14 protein-coding genes are annotated in these 18,241 nt (G+C 67.7%); 3 read left to right on the forward strand and 11 right to left on the reverse strand.

Features of this window, described 5'->3' with window-relative positions; genetic code table 11:
• Positions 1-5: 5 nt before the first annotated feature.
• Entirely contained in the window at positions 6-890 is an 885-nt protein-coding gene (locus ACEN9F_RS15680; RefSeq protein ID WP_413421060.1) for a CAP domain-containing protein, read from the forward strand.
• A 76-nt stretch (positions 891-966) separates the two neighbouring features.
• Entirely contained in the window at positions 967-2,766 is a 1,800-nt protein-coding gene (locus ACEN9F_RS15685; protein WP_413421062.1) for a hypothetical protein, read from the forward strand.
• A gap of 10 nt (positions 2,767-2,776) precedes the next feature.
• Here the strand turns inward: ACEN9F_RS15685 and ACEN9F_RS15690 are convergent, their stop codons facing one another.
• The 10 genes from ACEN9F_RS15690 to ACEN9F_RS15735 form a co-directional block, all read right to left on the reverse strand.
• Positions 2,777-4,210 carry an efflux transporter outer membrane subunit gene (locus ACEN9F_RS15690; protein WP_413421064.1) on the reverse strand — a complete coding sequence of 478 codons (1,434 nt, stop codon included), beginning with the start codon at positions 4,208-4,210 and terminating at the stop codon, positions 2,777-2,779.
• 13 nt (positions 4,211-4,223) lie between these two features.
• On the reverse strand, positions 4,224-5,102 hold the full coding sequence (locus tag ACEN9F_RS15695; RefSeq protein ID WP_413421066.1) for a biotin/lipoyl-binding protein: 879 nt from the start codon (positions 5,100-5,102) through the stop codon (positions 4,224-4,226).
• A gap of 2 nt (positions 5,103-5,104) precedes the next feature.
• The gene (locus ACEN9F_RS15700; RefSeq protein WP_413421068.1) at positions 5,105-5,311 is read right to left on the reverse strand and encodes a DUF1656 domain-containing protein; all 207 of its coding nucleotides are present in this window, start codon (positions 5,309-5,311) and stop codon (positions 5,105-5,107) included.
• Positions 5,308-7,344 (reverse strand): FUSC family protein, encoded by a 2,037-nt coding sequence (locus tag ACEN9F_RS15705; RefSeq protein ID WP_413427081.1) that lies wholly within the window; start codon positions 7,342-7,344, stop codon positions 5,308-5,310. Before ACEN9F_RS15705 ends, ACEN9F_RS15700 begins: the two co-directional genes overlap by 4 nt.
• 21 nt (positions 7,345-7,365) lie before the next feature.
• Positions 7,366-7,815: a MarR family winged helix-turn-helix transcriptional regulator gene (locus ACEN9F_RS15710; RefSeq protein WP_413421070.1), complete on the reverse strand. Its 450-nt coding sequence runs from the start codon at positions 7,813-7,815 to the stop codon at positions 7,366-7,368.
• Between the two features lie 119 nt (positions 7,816-7,934).
• The gene (locus tag ACEN9F_RS15715) at positions 7,935-9,572 is read right to left on the reverse strand and encodes a M28 family metallopeptidase (protein ID WP_413421071.1); all 1,638 of its coding nucleotides are present in this window, start codon (positions 9,570-9,572) and stop codon (positions 7,935-7,937) included.
• Between the two features lie 44 nt (positions 9,573-9,616).
• Positions 9,617-11,080: an amidohydrolase family protein gene (locus ACEN9F_RS15720; RefSeq protein WP_413421073.1), complete on the reverse strand. Its 1,464-nt coding sequence runs from the start codon at positions 11,078-11,080 to the stop codon at positions 9,617-9,619.
• 164 nt (positions 11,081-11,244) lie between these two features.
• Positions 11,245-13,095, reverse strand: a complete 1,851-nt coding sequence (locus tag ACEN9F_RS15725; protein ID WP_413421075.1) for a hypothetical protein — start codon at positions 13,093-13,095, stop codon at positions 11,245-11,247.
• A 9-nt stretch (positions 13,096-13,104) separates the two neighbouring features.
• A complete protein-coding gene (locus tag ACEN9F_RS15730; protein ID WP_413421076.1) occupies positions 13,105-13,491 on the reverse strand; it encodes a GtrA family protein in 387 nt (128 codons plus the stop codon).
• Entirely contained in the window at positions 13,484-14,431 is a 948-nt protein-coding gene (locus tag ACEN9F_RS15735; protein ID WP_413421078.1) for a glycosyltransferase, read from the reverse strand. The genes ACEN9F_RS15730 and ACEN9F_RS15735 overlap by 8 nt, the downstream gene beginning before the upstream one ends.
• Before the next feature lie 167 nt (positions 14,432-14,598).
• Here ACEN9F_RS15735 and ACEN9F_RS15740 point away from each other — a divergent pair, with 167 nt between their 5' ends.
• Positions 14,599-15,750: a TIGR04552 family protein gene (locus ACEN9F_RS15740; protein ID WP_413421080.1), complete on the forward strand. Its 1,152-nt coding sequence runs from the start codon at positions 14,599-14,601 to the stop codon at positions 15,748-15,750.
• Here ACEN9F_RS15740 and ACEN9F_RS15745 read toward each other — a convergent pair.
• A complete protein-coding gene (locus tag ACEN9F_RS15745) occupies positions 15,732-18,110 on the reverse strand; it encodes a DUF4214 domain-containing protein (protein ID WP_413421082.1) in 2,379 nt (792 codons plus the stop codon). The genes ACEN9F_RS15740 and ACEN9F_RS15745 overlap by 19 nt on opposite strands.
• Positions 18,111-18,241: the final 131 nt, after the last annotated feature.

Genomic DNA, 18,241 nt, shown 5'->3' on the forward strand with positions numbered 1-18,241 from the left:
AAGCAATGAAAATCAGAGTGATCGCGCGGCTTGCCGCACTGGTTGGCGTTGGCGTCGGCGCCTGCGTCTGCACCGCGCTGCCGGCCGCCGCCGCCCAGGATGCGAGCCAGTTGACCGCGCTGGTCAACGCCTACCGCGCCGCGCCCGGTACCTGCGAAGGCCGTCCGGCGCAGCCGGTGGGGCCGCTGACGCCGCAGCCGGCGCTGTCCGCCATCCGCATCGGTGCGGGCATCATCATCGAAGCGGCGCTGGAGCGCGCGGGCTACGCCGCCGAGCAGGCCTATGCCATGTTCGTCGGCGGCGCCGAGGACGCCGGCGCGGCGATGGAGGCGCTGCAGAAGAACTACTGCGCCACGCTGCTGAGCACCCGCTATGCCGCGATCGGCGCCTACCGCGATGGCGCCAGCTGGACCGTGGTGCTGGCCCGGCCCGCGCCGCCGCTGCCGTCGGCGACATACCCGGAATGGCAGGACGCCGGGCAGCGCATTCTTGACGGCGTCAACGCCGCCCGCGCCGAGGCCCGCACTTGCGGCATGCAGCAGTTCCCGCCGGCGCCGCCGCTGCGCTGGAATCCGGCGCTGGGCGCGGCCGCACTGGCCCACAGCCAAGACATGGCGACGCAGCGCTACTTCAACCACACCGCCAAGGATGGCAGCACGGTCGGCCTTCGCGCACAGCGCGCCGGCTATGCCTGGCTACGCATCGGCGAGAACATCGCCTTCGGCCAGAACTCGCCGCAGGCCGCGCTGGCCGGCTGGCTGACCAGCCCGGGCCACTGCGCCAACATCATGAATCGCGACTTCACCGAGATGGGCGCGGCCTACGGCGTGACGGCCGAGCAGCGCCCGGGCATCGTCTACTGGACGCAGGTGTTCGGCAAGCCGCGCTAGCCAGCGGAGGAACTCCGGCAGCCAGCGCACAGTCTAACCGGGTCTAAAGGCCTTATAAGGCCAGGCAGGAGACAACATGAATATCCCAAGAATCATGCGCATTGCGGCAGCGGCGGCCGCCGGCGCCGGCGGCCTGACGCTGGCACTACTGCCGTCCACGCCGGGCGCCGCCCCCTTCGACCCGCTATTCGACGGCGGTGGCGTCTGCACCGCCGCCCAGGCCGGACGCCCGCCGTTGCTGGACCGCCTCGTTCTGGCACAAGCCGAAACCAAGCCGTTCCAGCCCGGACAGCAAGCGACGGCGCCGGCGGCCGGCGGCATGCCGCCGTTGTACCGGGACCTCGGCAAGCTGCACGTCTCCATCACGACCGCGAGCCCCAGGGCCCAGGCCTACTTCGATCAGGGCATGCGCCTGACCTACGCCTTCAATCATGCCGAAGCGGCACGCGCCTTCCGCGCCGCGCAGCGACTCGATCCGAACTGCGCCATGTGCTACTGGGGCGAGGCGCTGGTGCTGGGACCGAACATCAACGCGCCGATGTTCCCGGACGCGGTAGCGCCGGCCGCTGCCGCCGCCGCGCGCGCAGTCAGCCTGGCCGCGCGCGCCGCGCCCGTCGAGCAGGCGCTGATCCAGGCGGTATCGAAACGCTACGCCGAGAACCCGCCGCAAGACCGCGCGCCGCTGGACCAGGCGTATGCCGACGCCATGGCCGCCGCCGCGCACGCCTTCCCTGCCGACGACACCATCCAGGTGCTGTTCGCGGAATCGCTGATGGACCTGTCGCCGTGGGACTACTGGGCCGCCGGCGGCGCGCAGCCCAAGGGGAGTACCGCCGACATGGTGGCGGCGCTTGAAACTGTCCTCAAGCGCAACCCGGACCATCCGGGCGCCATCCATTACTACATCCACGCGGTGGAAGCCTCGACGCAGCCGGAACGGGCCCTGCCCCATGCGCGCCGGCTGGCCGCGCAGACGCCCGGCGCCGGCCACATCGTGCACATGCCGTCGCATATCTACTACCGCCTCGGCTACTACAAGGAGGCCCTGAAAAGCAATATCGACGCCATCGCCGTCGATGAAAAATACCTCCGTGGCGCCGCCAGCGATCCGGTCTACAAAGGCGCCTACTACCCGCACAACATCCACTTCGTGATGGTGTCGGCGCTGATGGGCGGCGACGGCAGGACGGCACTCGGCGCGGCGGCCAAACTGGACAAGTCGCTGTCGCCGGAACTGCTGAAGGACTTCGCCGTCATGCAGCCGGTCAAAGCGGCGCTGTACTTCTCGCACGTTCAGTTCAGCCAGCCCGATACGCTGCTGGCGTTGCCCGATCCCGGATCCGATCTGGCGCTGGTGAAGGCCATGTGGCACTACGCGCGCGCCGTCGGCTATGCGCGCAAGGGCGCCGTCGAGCAGGGACGCAAGGAGGTGGCCGCGATCGAGGCGATCGAGCGCAGCGGCGCGCTCAAGCCGGTGGTCGATGCCAAGGTGCCGGCGCAGGAGATCGCACACACCGCGCGCGCCGTCGCCAACGGCCGGCTGGCCGACGCCCAGGGCGACCTGGCCGGCGCCATCAAGGCGTACCAGGAAGCGGTCGATGTCCAGGATGGCCTGCCTTATACCGAGCCGCCGTACTGGTACTACCCGGTGCGGCAATCGCTGGGCGTGGCCTTGATGCGCGCCGGCAGGCTGGATGAAGCCGAACAGGTATTGCGTGCTTCGCTGGCGCGCACGCCCAGCAATGGCTGGGCGCTCAGCGGCTTGATGGAGCTGTATCGCCAGCGCGGCGACAAGGCCGCCCTGGAAGCGACGCGCAAGCGCTTCGCCACCACCTGGCTCGGCCAACGGGACGGGCCAGCGTTGTCGCGGCTCTGAGCCGGCCGGCTTAGTGCGCCAGCGGCGTCTCCCAACCGCCGCCCAGCGCCAGGAACAGCGCGATCTGGTCGCCGGCCAGTTGCGCATCCGACGCGGCCCAGGCGGCGTCGGTCGCGGCCAGCGTGCGGTCGGCGTCCAGAACGGACAGGAAGTCGGTGCGGCCATACTGGTACAGCCGGTGCGACTGTTCTGATGCCAGCGCGCTTTCGTCGCGCGCGGTCTTCAGCGCGGCGTTGCGATCGAGTTCGCGCGCATAGACGGTCATCGCGCTTTCCACTTCCTTCAACGCGTTCAGCACCACGCCGTCGAAATGCGCCAGCGCGCCGTCGGTGCCCGCCTCGGCCTGCGCAATGCGGCTGTGCGCGGAACCGGTGGACGGCAAGGTCCACGAAATCAACGGCCCCAGGCTCCAGCGAAAGGCGTTGGCGGCGCCGAAGTGGTCCAGCAAACCGGTGCTGCCGGCCGACATGCCCAGGCTAATGCTCGGATACAGGTCGGCCGTGGCCACGCCGATGCGCGCGGTGGCCGACGCCAGGCTGCGCTCGGCCTGGCGGATGTCGGGCCGGCGGCGCAGCAGCGCGGCGCCATCGCCGACCGGAATCTGCGTGGTCAAGCGCGGCGCGGCCTGGCACTGCAGCAGATGCATATTCATTTCGCCCGGCGTCAGGCCGGTCAGCGCCGCCAGCCGATAGTGCGCGATGCGGTGCTGCGCCTGCAGCGGCGGCAAGGCCGCCTGCAATTGCGCCAGCTGGCTGCGGGCGCGCGTGCCGTCGATGGTGGTGCCGCGGCCGGCGCGGGTGCGCTGGTCCGTCAGCGCGACAAACTTCTGCTGCAAGTCCACCGACTGCTGCGCCACCGTCATCTGGCGCACCGCCGAACAGGCGTCCGCATAAGCGCGCGCCGTGTCGGCGGCCACCGTGACGCGCACCAGGTCGTAGCCGGCCTGCGCGGCCTGCGTGTCGGCGTTGGCTGATTCCATCGCGCGCGCGATCTTGCCGAACATATCGGCCTGATAAGAAACGCTGACGCCCGTGTCGTAGCTCCACACGTCGTGCAACGCGGTTGGCGAACCTTTCGCCGCGCCCGATGAACGGCCGACACCCGGCGCCGCACCGACGCTGACCACCGGCTTGCTGCCGTCCCCGGTTTCCTGCGCCACCGCACGGGTGCGCGCCAGGTTGGCGGCAGCCACACGCAGATCGGTGTTGGCGTTCAGGGCTTGCTGTATCAGCTTGTCGAGCACAGGATCCTGGTACAGCCGCCACCACTGCGCGGGCAAGGGCTCCGGCTTGTACATCGCTTCGCTCGCGCCAAGGAAAGGCGCGCCCGCTTCGGCGCGTTTGATCACGGCCTGCTCAGGTACCTTGTAATTGGGGCCGACAGTGCCGCAAGCGGCCAGCGCGGCCGCCAGCGCAAGTCCGCTTATTGTTTTCACAGCGTTCATCGCATCCTCCGCATCACGAATGTTTGGTCTGCACGTCGACCGTCACGGTCTGGCCGGCCACCAGGCGTGCGCCGGCGGGCAGCTTATCGAGCTTGATGCGCACCGGGATGCGCTGCGCCAGCCGCACCCAGTTGAAGGTCGGGTTCACGCTCGACAGCAGGTTGGCCGAGGTGCTGCGGTCGCGGTCCGCGACGCCGCCGGCCAGGCTTTCGACATGGCCCTTGAGGCGCAGCGTATCGCCCATCGGCAGCACCGCGACCGCATCGCCGATTTGTATGGCCGGCAGCTTGGTCTCTTCGAAATAGCCTTCGACATAGTAGGAGTCGCTGTCGATCAGCGCCATCACCGCGCGTCCGGCGCTGACATACGAACCGGCGCGCAGATCGAGATTGGCCACGGTGCCGTTCACCGCCGACACCACACGGGTACGGTCCAGATTGAGCTTGGCGACATCGCGGCTGATGACGGCCTGCGCCAGCGCGGCGCGCAACTGGTCGACGCGCGACACGCCCTGCTCGCGGGTTTCCGCCGCCACCAGGTCGCGCAGGTCGGTATTGCGGCGCGCTTCCTTCTGCGCCTGCGACAGCGCCACCTGCTGCGCCTGCAGCGCCGCTTCCGCCTGGCGCAGGGCCAGCTCAAAACGCGCGCGGTCGACTTCAAACAACACCTGCCCAACCTTGACCTGCTGGTTGTCGTGGACCAGCACCGCGGTCACCTGGCCGGTGACGTCCGGCGCCACCTGCACCACGTCGGCCTTGACGCGGCCGTCGCGGGTCCACGGTTCGACTTCATAGTGCTGCCACAAACGCCATGCCAGCAGGCCGGCGACGGCAACCGCCGCCATCGTGACGATAAAACGGCCAGTGGCCACCAAGGGAGTTTTGAGGTTCATCTTCAGCCCCGATTCGTTAATAGTGTTGAGAAGCCGCCCAGGAAAATAAAGAACAGCGCAAATTCAAACAGTGCCGGATGCCACACCAGGCGGTAGAAGCCCACGCGCATCAGCAGCTTGCCCAGCACGCGCGTGCAAATCAGCGCGAGGATGGCCAGCAGCAGCAAGGTGGGTACGTATAGTCCGTACAGACTGAGCTCAGCGGTCACGATGCGATCTCCGGTTGATAAGCGGCCGCGCCCGGGAACAGGTCGCGGCGCATGCTGGCCAGTGCGGCGGCGGCCAGTGGACGCGCCTCGCCTGCGGCAGCGCCGCCGGCCGCGCAAACGGCACGCAGTGTGGCGTCCAGCCCTTCCAGCAATGACGTCGGCGCGGCGGCAGCGCCGTCCATCGCGCCGCCGAAATGGCTGCCCAGCTTTTGCAGCAGTGGGCGCAGCGCCACGCCGGCTTGCTCCAGTTGCCGCTGCAAGCCGCGCAGCTGGGCGATGTGCAGGCCGACGCGCAGTTCGCGCAGCGCTTCGATCGCCACGGCGCGCGCCTCCGGCGTCGGATGGGCCACCGCCAGGCGCGGCATCAGCAGGCCGATGCGGTCGACGATGCGCGCCGAGATATTCAGCAGCGGCTGCGTCGACTGCGATTGCGCCATCTGCGCCAGTTCCCTGCGCGCGGTGCGCAACATGCGGCGCGCCATCCAGTCGCTGCTGACCGATCGCATCAAGCCGGTGATGACGCCGGCGGCGATATAGCCGAACAGCTGCGCCAGCATGCTGTTCAAAAAATTGGGGATGTCCAGCGTGCCGGTATCCTGCAGCGACAGCGTGCCCGCCATGCCGATCAAGAAGGCCATCGCCTGGCCGCCGGTGGCGGCGCGCGGCACGAACACGCCGGCAACCAGGAATACCGGCGCGATGACCAGCACCAGCATCTCGTAGCTGTGCACCGCCGGCAGCACGCACAGGATGTACAGCGCAGCCACCGGCATCGACAGCAGCGTATACTTCAGGAACATCTTGATGGCCGGGACAGGATCGTCCTGCGTCGCGAAGAAGCAGCAGAACACGCCCGCCATCATCGGCGCGGCGGCGCCGGACGGCCACGCGGTGGCGATCCAGAATGCGCTGCACACCAGGATCGCCGCCACCGCCGCCAGCGCGGAGCGGAACGCCATGCCGTGGTCGCGATGCAGCACCGACGGCGCCAGGTGCGGCGTGTAGGGCGCGGCGCCGCCCTGCATCGCGGCGTTGACGTTGCCGCGCAATTCCAGGCCGTCTTCGCAGGCTTCGACCAGGGCGTCCAGGCGCTGCACCAGGTTCAGGCGCAGGATCTCGCTCCAGCTGGCGTTGGGCGCCAGCGCCGGTGTCAGTTGCGCCAGTTCGGCGCGCAGCAGCGCGGCGCGCGCGGGATCGGCGTCCGGGCCGGCCTGTACCCAGCAGGAGATATCGTCCAGCAGTTTGGTCCAGCGCGGCGTCAGGCTGGCGGGATCGACTTCGCGCAGCGTCTGCAAGCGGTCCTCCACCGCCAGCAGCAACGGCACCATCATGGTCAGGCGGTCGTGCAGGCCATGCACCATGCTCGATGTCCAGCGCAGCTGCGAGGTATCGAACGGCAGGTGGGTCGACATCACGCGCAGGTCGCTGATCTCGCCGGCCAGCGCCAGCCGCGTATGGGTGGACTGCGCCTTGCCGGCGGCCGGCTTGAGCGCCTCGGCCACCCAGCGCTGGGCGTCGGCGATGGCGCGGTCCAGGCGGCCCAGCAGCACCGGGCCCACGCCCTGCGGGAACACCAGCGAATGCACCACCGTCGCCGACAGGATGCCGATGGTGATTTCCTCAACCCGCGCCAGGCCGGTATCGAAGATGGTCGATGGATCGGAGACCGCCGGGAAGCCGATCAGGCCCGCCGTGTACCCGGCCAGCATGAAGATGTAGGAGCGGGGCGTGCGGTCCAGCAGCGAGACGTACAGGCACAGACCCACCCAGCAGGCCAGCGCCAGCGACAGCAGCTCGGGCGCGTTGGCCATGCGCGGCACCATGACGATGGTGGCGGCGCAGCCGATCAGTGTGCCGCAGACGCGGAACAGCGCCTTGGAGCGCACCGCGCCGGAGAACGGGCTGGCGACGATATACGCCGTCATCATGGCCCAGAACGGGCGCGGCAAGCCAGCCGCCAGCGCGACATACAGCGCCAGCATCGAGGCGATGAAACATTTGAGCGAGAACAGCATCTCGCTGGACGAGGGCATCTTCACGGCGGCACCCTGCGATCAAGCGGCGTCCTGGCCGCTCAATACCTCGTCCAGCCGGGTCAGCACGCGCACGCAGGCTTCGACGTCGGCCTGCGGCATATCCTTGAACAGCTCGCGGCGGAACGGCACCAGCGCCTTCTCCAGCCGTTCCGCGATGCGCCGCCCTTCGGCCGTCAGCGACAGCGTCTTGGCGCGGCGGTCGCTCGGATCGTCCTTGCGCAGCACCAGCCCGGCGTTAACCAGCTGGTCGACGATACGCACCAGCGATGGCGGCTCGATGCCGACGGCGTCGGCCACCTGGCCCGGACGCGCGCCCTCGCCCAGCCGCGAAATCATCACGATCGGCCAGGCGCTGGCGTGCGACAGGTCGAAATCGGCTGCCAGCGCGTCGGCCGCAGCCTTGTAGGCGCGCGCCACGTGGACCAGCGTATGGGTCAGGGACATCAGGGTTTTGTCGTAGCCGCTCATTTCAGACTCGCTTGAATATACTTAGGATGCTAAATATTAGCATCAAACGAAAATCTTTGCTGAGCGGGCAAAAAAATAGCCCCGCGAGGGGCTATCCGGCTACTTATGCTGGTTGACGCCTACTTGCGCTTGGCCGCGCTGGCGTCGCGGGTGGCGCGGAACTCCGCGTCCTTGGACCAGTTAGGCCAGTCCTTCGATTCGGCCAGGTCGCGGCCCAGCGCATACAGCATGCCCAGGTCGTGCGACATGCCGGCGAAGGTCCACTTGGCGCTCCACTCGTCCGAAGGCTGGTGGTAGTTGTTGGTCACATAGTCCTCTTCCACCTTGTGGCCGGCCGCCAGGCCGCCATCGACCAGGTCGTCGCCCGAGCCGTAGGAGATGGCCGGCACGCCGCGCTTGGCGAACGGGAAGTGGTCCGAGCGGAAGAAGTGGCCCGCTTCCGGTTTCGGATCGGGCGCGTACACCAGGTTCCACTGCTTGGCCTTGGCCACCAGCTGGTCCAGCAGATCGAGCTTGGCGCTGCCGGAGATGGTGAAGTTGCGCGCCAGGCCGTTCGGGCTCAGAGCGTCCATGTTGATCACGCCGACGGTGGTCGCCAGCGGATACAGCGGATAGGCCGCGTAGTACTCGGAGCCCAGCAGGCCCTTCTCTTCCGCCGTCACCGCCAGGAACACCACGCTGCGCGCAGGCGCGGGAGCTTTGCCGTAGGCGCGCGCCAGTTCCAGCAGCGCGGCGATGCCGGTGCCGTTGTCGATCGCGCCGTTGTAGATCTTGTCGCCCTTGGCGTCAGGCAGGCCGATGCCAAGGTGGTCCCAGTGGCCGCTGTAGATCACGGTCTCGCCAGGCGCCTTGCTGCCGGCGATGCGGGCCGCCACGTTCTTCGACGTGATGACCTGCGCGTCCACCGCGTAGTGCGCCGACAAGGTCACGCCTTTCAGCTCGACCGGCTTGAAGTCGCGCGTCTGCGCCAGTTTTTTCAGCGCCTCGAAATCCTGGCCGCCGCGCTTGAACAGGTCGACCGCCAGGTCGCGCTGGATCCACGATTCCATCGGTGCGTGCGCTTCCTTCGGCTGCTTGCGCACGATGTCGTACATGACGTTGGTGTTGGAGTTCTTCACCGTGTTCCAGCCGTAGGAGGCCGGCGCGGTTTCGTGCACGATGATGGTGCCCAGCGCGCCGCGGCGCGCCATCTCTTCATACTTGTAGGTCCAGCGGCCGTAGTAGGTCATGGCCTTGCCGCCGAATTCGCCGGCGCCGGTCTCGAAGTCCGGGTCGTTGATCAGCACCACCGCCAGCTTGCCCTTCAGGTCCTGGCCCTTGAAGTCGTCCCACTTGCGCTCCGGCGCGGTGACGCCGTAGCCGACGAACACCAGCGGCGCGTTCTTGAAGTCGACCAGCTTGGAACCGTTCATCGCCGCGCGCACGGCCATGTCGTCGCCCTGCCTGAGTTCCTGCGCGGCCTTGCCGTCGTTGATGGTCAGCTTGACCGGACCCTTGATTTCAAAACGGCCCAGCGGCACGTCCTGGGTCCAGACGCGCTTGCCCTTGACCAGGTCGCCGCCCGGCTGCAGGCCGGCCGCCTTGAACTGCTCGATCAGGTAGGCGACGGTCTTGGTCTCGCCGGCCGTGTTCGGGCCGCGTCCTTCGAATTCGTCGGAAGACAGCACTTTGACATCCTGCGACAGGCGCTTGGCGTCAAACTCCGGACCGCTGGCTGCATGCGCGGAGGCAGCGGCGATCAGCGACATAACAAGCATAGTATTCTTCAAACAAGCCTCCCTAGGTTCAAACAAAAAAAATGTCAGCGTATGCCGACCATCCCGCGAACGGACGCATTCAACTTGACCGGGTCGTAGCCGTAGCCGTCCTTGAACACGATTTCCACATTTTCGATATCGGCGATGCGTTGCGTCGGATCGCCCTTCAGCACCACCAGGTCGGCGTGCTTGCCGGGCGCGATGCTGCCGATGCTGTCCTGGCGTCCCATGTACTGCGCGCCGTTGAGCGTGGCGATGCGGATCGCCTCGACCGGCGTGAAGCCCGCCTCCACCAGCAGCTGCACTTCGCGCTGGTCGCCGAAGCCGGGCAAGGTGCCGCCGTTGCCGGTCGGGTCGGGACCGGCGATCAGCAGGCCGCCGGCGCGCACGAAGGCCACTTCGAACGCCATCTCCTTTTTCAGCAGCGCTTCCTGGCGCGCCGCGTAGCCCGGCGCCGCCGCCGACAGCGCGCGCGCCTCCAGATGGCTGCGCAGCGCCTCCGGCGACATCATCGCCATCTGCTTGCGCGACAACAGCGGCCGGGTCGGCACAAAGGCCTCGAACACCGGCAGCGTCGAGGTGATGGCCACCTTGCGCGCCACCAGGTCGGCGATCAAGGCCTTCACCTGCGGGCCGTCGATCTCCATTTTTTCCCACGACGCGGCCACCTCCGCGCTGGACGGGCAGACGTCCTTTTTGCGGTTCGGGACGAATTCGGTGTCGGTGAACACCGGGCCGTGCTCCAGGTTGTCGATGCCCAGCGCGGCGGCCTGGCGGTAGTCGACCGAGCACAGATGGCCGGTGAGCTTGACGCCATGCTTGTGCGCCTGGTCGATGGCCGCGCCCAGCACCGCCTCGGAGATCTTCACGTAGGCCTTGAACGAGGTGGCGCCTTCTCCGGCCCAGAAGTCCACGGTCCGGCGCGCGTGCTCGGTCTCGGTCAGCACCGCCATCTGCGGGAAGAAGGTGTCCTTGCCTTCGAGGTAGGGGCCGGTGACGTCGATGTGCGGACCGGGGATTTTCATCTCGTCGATCTGGCGGCGGATATTCAGGTCGGTATACGGCTCGACGCTGCCGGTGGTGCGCATGGTGGTGACGCCGGCGGCCAGGTACATGCGCGGCGCGCTGAAGGCGATCTCGGTGACGAACACGCCGGGCGGCGGCGTCTTGCCGTCCTCGTCGCGGTTGATCGACTCGACGTACATCAGGTGGTTATGCATGCCGACCAGGCCGGGGATAACGCTGCGGCCGGTCAGGTCGATCACGTGTGCGCCCTTGGGCGGCGCGCTGCGGGAATCGGTCACGGCGTCGATGCGGCCGTCGCGCAGCAGCACGGTGCGGTCTTCCTGCGCCGGCGCGCCGCTGCCGTCGATCACCCGCACATGGGTCAAGGCGATCAGCGGCTGATCGTACTGGATGAACTTGCGCACCTCGGCCGACGGCGCTTGCGCCGCCGCACAGCCGCTGAGGAACCAGGCCGCGCAGGCCAGCTTGACGTGTAATTGCATCGTACCCCCGTTAAACCGATCGGCCATACTGCCACGAAACTATCGGTAGAACAATGTCACAAATGCCATTGGCAAGCGTTCAAAACAATTGCGCACCATTCCGGCGGCGCGCACGATTTTATTTCGCCAACACCGTCGCGCGGCACAGCAAATAGGGATGCGCGCTACGGAACGGCCGTCACCCGGCACCACTGGTAGGGATACGGTTCCTTGCCGACCGCCGCCTGGTACACGCTGCAACTGGCGGCGTCGATGCCCAGGCCGAAGCGCGCCATGTCCCTGGCGGCGTCGCCGACGATCTCGCGGTCCAGCGCGGCCAGGTCCTGCCGGTGCTGCGGCAGCAGGTCCAGCGTGCAGCCGCCGGACGGCAAGGTGCGCAGCGCGGCCTGGAAGCGGACATGGCGCATCAGCCATGCCAGCCTGCCGCAGCCGGCCGCGTCACCGGTCAGGCCCAGCGACTGCGCGGCCGCCAGCTTGCGCTGCAGCGCACCCAGCTTCTCATTCTTGCTCGATCCCAGCATCACGTAGTGCGGACCGGGCCGCTCGGCGATCGCCGCCCGCAGGCGCTGCAGGTAGCCCGGCGATTCCGGCATGCCGCCCAGCCGCACCACGCGCGCCTGCGGCGGCATGAACATGGCCATCCAGCCCATCGGCGGATGCAAATGGGCGATGAAGATCACGCTCGATGCGGGCGCGGCCATCGGCGGCACGTCGGCGCTGACGCTGCGCCCGGCCCAGGCCGCGTGACCCCAGTTCGCGACCGGGAACACGGACAGCGCCAGCACGGCCAGCGTGACGCCGGCCAGGCGCCGCGCCAGCGGCGCGGACCTGACCACGCCATGCCACAGCAGCCAGATCACCAGCGGCGCGATCAGCTCCAGCGGAATCACATAACGCTGGATGCTGAACAAGCGCATCCACACCAGATAGGCGATGCCGACAAACAGCAGCACGAAGGCGGCGCGCGTGCCTTGCGCATCCGGCACGGACGGGGCCGCCGGCACACCGGCGCGGCGCACCCGGCGCAGCAGCCGGACCACGATGAACGCCGCGCCCAGCAGATACATCGCCGGCCAGAGCGCCAGCTTCATCGGCAGCTCGCCCACGCGCACCGGATCGAGCGCGAAGATGAACGGCCACAGCAGGTTCTCCACCAGCCCTTTCGGCAGGAAGATGCTTTCGATCACGCCGGCTTCGGGCGCCAGCGGGCTGTGGAACAGGTTGTTAAATTGCGGGAACAGCGGATTGCCGAACACCTGCCACATCTTCATGAACCACCAGCCGGCCGTCAGCGCGATGCCGCCCAGCACGCCGATGCCGAACACGAACGCCAGCCACAGCCGCCGCCGGTACGCCAGCGGGATCGCCAGCAAGGCCAGGCACATGGCCACCGCGTAGATGGCGTTGGTCAGCTTCAGGCCGGTGCCCATGCCCATCACCAGGCCGGCGCCCAGCGCCGCCAGCGCAGCCCTGGCGCCGTGCCGCCGCATGGTGTCCCAGTGCCGCACCAGCAGCAGCAACGCGCCCAGCACCAGCAGCGCCGTCAGGTTGTCGCCCATGGTGTTGCCGACTTCGCTCAGGAAGCCGGGAGTGAACATGCCGGCGGCGGCCAGCAGCAAGGCGACGCGGAGATTGCCGGTCAACTGGCGCGCGAGCGCGGCCAGCAGCACGAAGTTCAAGCCGTGCAGCACGCCCATGCAGAAGCCCGCCACGCGCGGCGTCAACCAGCTGTTGAGCAGGTAATAGGGCAGCTCGATGGTCGGATTGAAATAGCTCTGGAAGGCGCCGGGCGCCATGTCGAAGCCGATGCGGCCGTTGAGCAGCGCGTAGACGTTGTACAGGTGGTAGTTGCGCATGTCCCAGCCATCGTCCTGGCCGCTGGCCAGCGACAACAGCCCCAGCAGCAAGGGCACAAGGATGGCGGCCGCCAGGCCGGCGCGCGGGTGATTCAGGAAGGCGGTTCGGCGCGCGAACCATGCGTCCAGCGCCGCCAACCGTGCAGGGAAAAAATTCATGCGGCTCGCTCAGGATTTGAAGACAAAGAATTTGGCGCTCAGGAAGTTGAGCGTCATGCCGGCCAGCGCGCCGAACGCCACGCCCAGCGCCGGCAGCCACACCGCCGGCGGCAGCAGCCACAGCGTCAGCGTGTAGGCGCCCAGGTTGAGCAGCGCGCCGCCGCTCATCGCGCCCAGGTAGCGCCACCACTCGCCCCATTGGGAGCCGGACGGCGTGAACGTATAGCGGCGGTTGATGCGCCACGTCACCACCACCGCCGCCAGGAAGGACAGCAGGCGGCCGGTATAGTGATCGCAGCCCAGCGCCAGCACGCCGTACAGCACGGCGACGTCGGCCACCAGGCCGATCACGCCGGTGACGGCAAAGCGCAGCAGCTGCGTGCCGGTCCTAGCCATGCTCGGGCAGCGATGGCGCGGCCAGGGCCAGGTAGGCAAAGCGCTTTTGCTCGATGCGGCCCTTGGTGACGGCGTCGAGGATGATGCCGCACACCAGCAGGATCACGCCGAACAGCATCAGCGCGGCGCACAGCGTCGCGGTCGGCAGGCGCGGCACCAGGCCGGTCCGCAGATAGGTGGCCAGCAGCGGCTCGGCCAGCACCAGCGACAGCAGCGCGCTGGCCGCCGCGCCGATCGAGAAGAACGCCAGCGGCCGCTCCGACTTGAACAGGCGGAAGATGGTGCCCAGGATGCGCACGCCGTCGCGGTAGGTGTTGAGCTTGCTGACCGAGCCTTCCGGCCGCGATTTATAAATCGTCGACACCTCGGCCACCGGCATGCGCAGCGCCAGCGAGTGCACCGTCAGTTCGGTTTCGATCTCGAAGCCGGCCGAGTGCGCCGCGAACGATTTGACGTAGCGGCGCGAAAACACCCGGTAGCCCGACAGGATGTCGGTGAAGGTGCGGCCGAAGATGAACGATACGCAGCCGGTCAGCATGGCGTTGCCGAAACGGTGGCCCGGACGGTAGGCGGCCTGCTCGGTGCTGACGCGGTTGCCGACCACCATGTCCAGGCCGTCGCGCAGCAGTTGCTCGACCAGTTGCGGCGCCACGCTGGCGTCGTAGGTATCGTCGCCGTCGACCATCACGTAGGCGTCGGCCTCGATGTCGGCGAACATGCGGCGCACCACGCTGCCCTTGCCCTGGGCCGGCACGTTGCGCACGATGGCGCCGGCCTCGCGCGCGATGCGCGCCGTGCCGTCGGTGGAATTGTTATCGAAGACGTAGACTTGCGCCTGCGGCAGGCAGGCGTTGAAATCGCGCACGATGGCGGTGATCGTCAGCGCCTCGTTATAGCAAGGCACCAGGATGGCGATGCGCGCGTCGCGGAGTGTGTGCATGATGCGGGTCGTTCTCAGTAGACAAGGCCACTATTATAGTTCCATCCCACAACTGCTTATATAAAAGTAAAACTTGTCGGATGATGCTTTCCGGACAGCACAGGATATTGATTGACGCTCACTGGCTGGACTGCAATACTGAGATATCGCAGCTAGTACTGGATGCCATGACTGCATTACGAGCCTCGCTCAAGAGCGGGGGCAAGTTTTCGCTTAACTGGAGTTACCTCAACGCGATCGCCAGCGGGGTGTCGGCGATCGACCTGGGGGCGCTGGCCTTGCGCAATCTGCACGACGCCCGCCAGTTCGTGCGCGAATACGGTTTCGACCTGGACCAGCCGGCCGCGGCCGCGCTGATCGGCCGCGCCCACCGCGAGGCGGTCGATTTCATCGCCTGCACCTTCCTCGAACCCGGCGAGGCGGCGCTGATCCCGCCCGAGGTCAGCCATCCCGACGACCCGCTGCAGCTGCTGGTGTACGCCTCGCTGCGCGGCCAGCACGTCGATGCGCGGCGCATGTGGGCCTGCGCCGTGCTCAAGGTCATGCACGGCATCTTCTACATCGACAACAACCTCAAGCTGCGCCACTTCCACGCCATCCGCGCCCAGGTGTTCGGCACGCTGGACGAGGTGATCCTGCACGACGGCGACCGCCACTACCTGACCGACGGCGAAGTCTGCCTGCCGATGCTGCACTACGACCGCAAGGACAACAAGGGCCGCAACAGCATCCTGCTCAAGCTGCTGCAGAAAGCCGCCTACCTGGCCGCCGACATCTTCGACCACCTGGGGGTGCGGCTGGTGTTCGCCACCCGCTTCGAATGCCTGCTGGCGCTGCGCACGCTGCAGCGCGCCCACCTGCTGTCGGTCACCAACGTCGACGCCGAGCGCACCCGCAACACCCTGCTGGACCTGGAGGCGGCCAAGCAGATCTTCGTCAAGTACCGCGCGCGGATCGAGCACAGCGACGAGTACCCGGTCGAACTGCTGAAAGTCATGGACGCCGAACTGGCCGAGCTGTCGCAGCCGCAGACCCGCTGCGACAACCCCCACAGCGGCGCCGGCTTCAGCAGCATCCAGGTGACGGTGCGCAAGATGATCCACGTCCAGCAGCTCGACGCGGCGCCGGAGCAGGACTACGACGTCGGCTTCTTCTTCGAGTATGAAATCCAGCTGATGGACCAGGCCAGCTACGAGCGCAGCCTGACCGGCCCGGCCAGCCACGACGCCTACAAGCGGCGCCAGGTCGACACCGCGCGCACCCGGGTGTTCGGGCGCACGCTGATACGCTGGATTTCAGATCAAAGGAACGGCGTGTAGTGGATGCCGGCGTAGTACAGCTCGGCCGAGGCCGCCAAGTTTTCCGGGCTGTCGGCGAAGAAGGTCAGCGCCTGCACGCGCGTGGTGCCCTCTTGCAGCGCCTTGTGCCAGAAGGCCAGGCCGTCGGCGTCCGGAGCGCGCTGCAGCACGTTGTCGTAGAGCGCGGCGATGAACGCGTCCTCGCTCGGCTGCGCGCCGTAGCGTTGCGAGAACTCCGGGCTGCTCACGAAGAAGTCGGCGATCTGCGCCTGCGTCATGCCCTTGTCCGAGAACGACAGCCAGAAGCCCATGCCCTGCTCGTCCGGCTGGCGGCCGAAGGTGGCCAGGTACAGGCGGAAGATCTGGCCGGCGGCGCCGTCGGTGTCGAAGGCCAGGCCGGTGTCGCTGAACTGCAGGCGCTCGACCGAGGTCAGCGCGTCGCGCTCCAGGGTGCCGGCGTAGCCGTTGAGCACCAGGCTGCCACTGTTGCCCTGGGTGATGGTGTAGCCGGTCCGCGCGCCGCCGTAGATCACGGTGTCGACGCCGGCGCCGCCGCTGATCGTGTCGCTGCCGGTGCCGGCGTGGAACACGTCGTTGCCGGCGCCGCCCTGCAGGTTCAGCGCGGCGTCGGCCGTGTGGAAGGTGTGGGTGGTGGCGGCGGCATAGCCGTTGTCGCTGCCGTCCTTCAGGCTGCCGGCGCCGATCTCGATCACGTAGTCCTTGCCGGCCACCAGGTTCTTGGTCGGGTCGATGGTCAGCTGGCCGTTGCTGATCGAGATGCGGTCGCTGGTGGCCATGCTATAGGTTTCCACCACTTCGCCCGAGGCCAGCTTCAGCTTGATGAGGCCGTCGCCGCGCGCCAGGTTCTCGGAGAAATCCAGGCGCAGGTTGTCGGCCAGGCCGTCGACCGCGGTGGCGCCGGTCATGCTGCGGAAGGTCGGCGGCTGGATGTCGGGGATCGCATGCGCGGAATCGCCCACCAGCAAGGTATAGCTGCCGGTGTTCAGGCCGGTGGAACCGGCTTGCAGGTAGTAGGTGCCGTTGACGGTCGGGCTGAACACCAGGGTCGCGCCCTGGGTATCGGTGGCCGTGCCGTGGCCCACGCTGCCGCCGCCGGCGGTGTACAGCCACAGATCGGCCACGCCGTGGGCGTCGCCCAGCGTGCCGCCGCCGGAGCCGGCCGCCGCCATGACGAAGGTATAGGTTTCGCCGCCCTTCAGGTCCAGCTGATACCAGTCCAGGTCGCCGGCGCTATCGATCTTCCCGGTCTCCTTCAGGCCCGCCGCCAGCAGGCCGGTGGTGCTGGCGTCGCCGGCCACCGCATCCTTCGGCTGCGCGTAGGACGTGATCGTGTAATCGTTGCGCGCCAGTCCGGCCGAGCCGGCCACCTGGATGTAATAGTCGCCGGTGGTGGCGGGACGGTAGGTCAGCGTCTGGTCGTGGCTGTCGAAGCGGCTGGAGCCGAAGGCCAGCGTGGCGCCGTCGCCGCTGAGCAGGTCGAAGCCGGTCACCAGTTGCGGATCGACGCTGTCGATCGACGCGGCGATGCCGAAGGTGTAGGCCTTGCCCGCCTCCATGTGCACCTTGATCCAGTCGTGGTCGCCCGCTATCTCAAGCCGGCCCTTGATGCTGCCGGCGTCCGGCAATACGGCGCTGGTCTTGGCGGTGGCGCTGTAGTCGTCCGGCTCGGACAGCGCGGCCTGCAGCTGGTAGGCGCCGGTGCCGCCCTTGATCTGCACATAGTAGCTGCCGGCCGAGGCCGGCGTGTAGGCCAGCATGGTGCCGCCGTCGGCCAGCAGGCTCTTGCCGCCGCTGACGACGTTGCCCTTGTCGTCGACGATGTCGAAGCCGAGGCTGCCCTGCGTGCCGTCAAGGATGAAGGTGTAGGACTGGCCGGCCTTGAGGTCGGCCTTGAACCAGTCGATGTCGCCGGCGGCGTTGAGCACGCCGTTCGCGCCGGCGCCGATGGCGATGCTGCCGGCGCCGCCCGGGTTGGCCTGGTAGTCGTCGGCCATGACGCCGGCCTTGATCACGTAGCCGCCGCTGCCGTGCAGGGCGTCGCGGTCGGCGGCCACCACGTAGTACACCGCGTTGGGGCCCAGCGAGGCCGTGGCGCTGAAGCTGCCCGCGCCGGCCACGCTGGAATCGAGTTTGTAGGTCTGGCCGTTATACACGCCATACAAGGTCAGGCCGATGTGCGGCGCCGTTCCGGCGGCATCGTTGGCGCCGCTGGCGGAAAAGGTATAGCTCTTGCCGGCGTCCAGGCTCACCCAGAAGGCGTCGCTGTCGCCGGGCGCCTCGAAGCTGCCGGTCTGCTGGCCGCCTACCGTCAACAATCCCGCCCCGGTCAGATTACTACCGTAATCGTCGATGCCTGCCATACCCGCTCCCTGTTAAGTTGAAGCAACATCATCCCACGTGGTTAACTAAAAGTAAATACTATTGGTCCGCCAGCGGCGCGCCGCGCCGGCGCGGCAGGGCATACCATGGACGCATCGTGTTCGAGGAGGCT

It is taken from the genome of Duganella sp. CT11-25, assembly GCF_047302815.1.
In the GTDB taxonomy this organism is placed as follows: Bacteria; Pseudomonadota; Gammaproteobacteria; order Burkholderiales; family Burkholderiaceae_D; genus Rugamonas.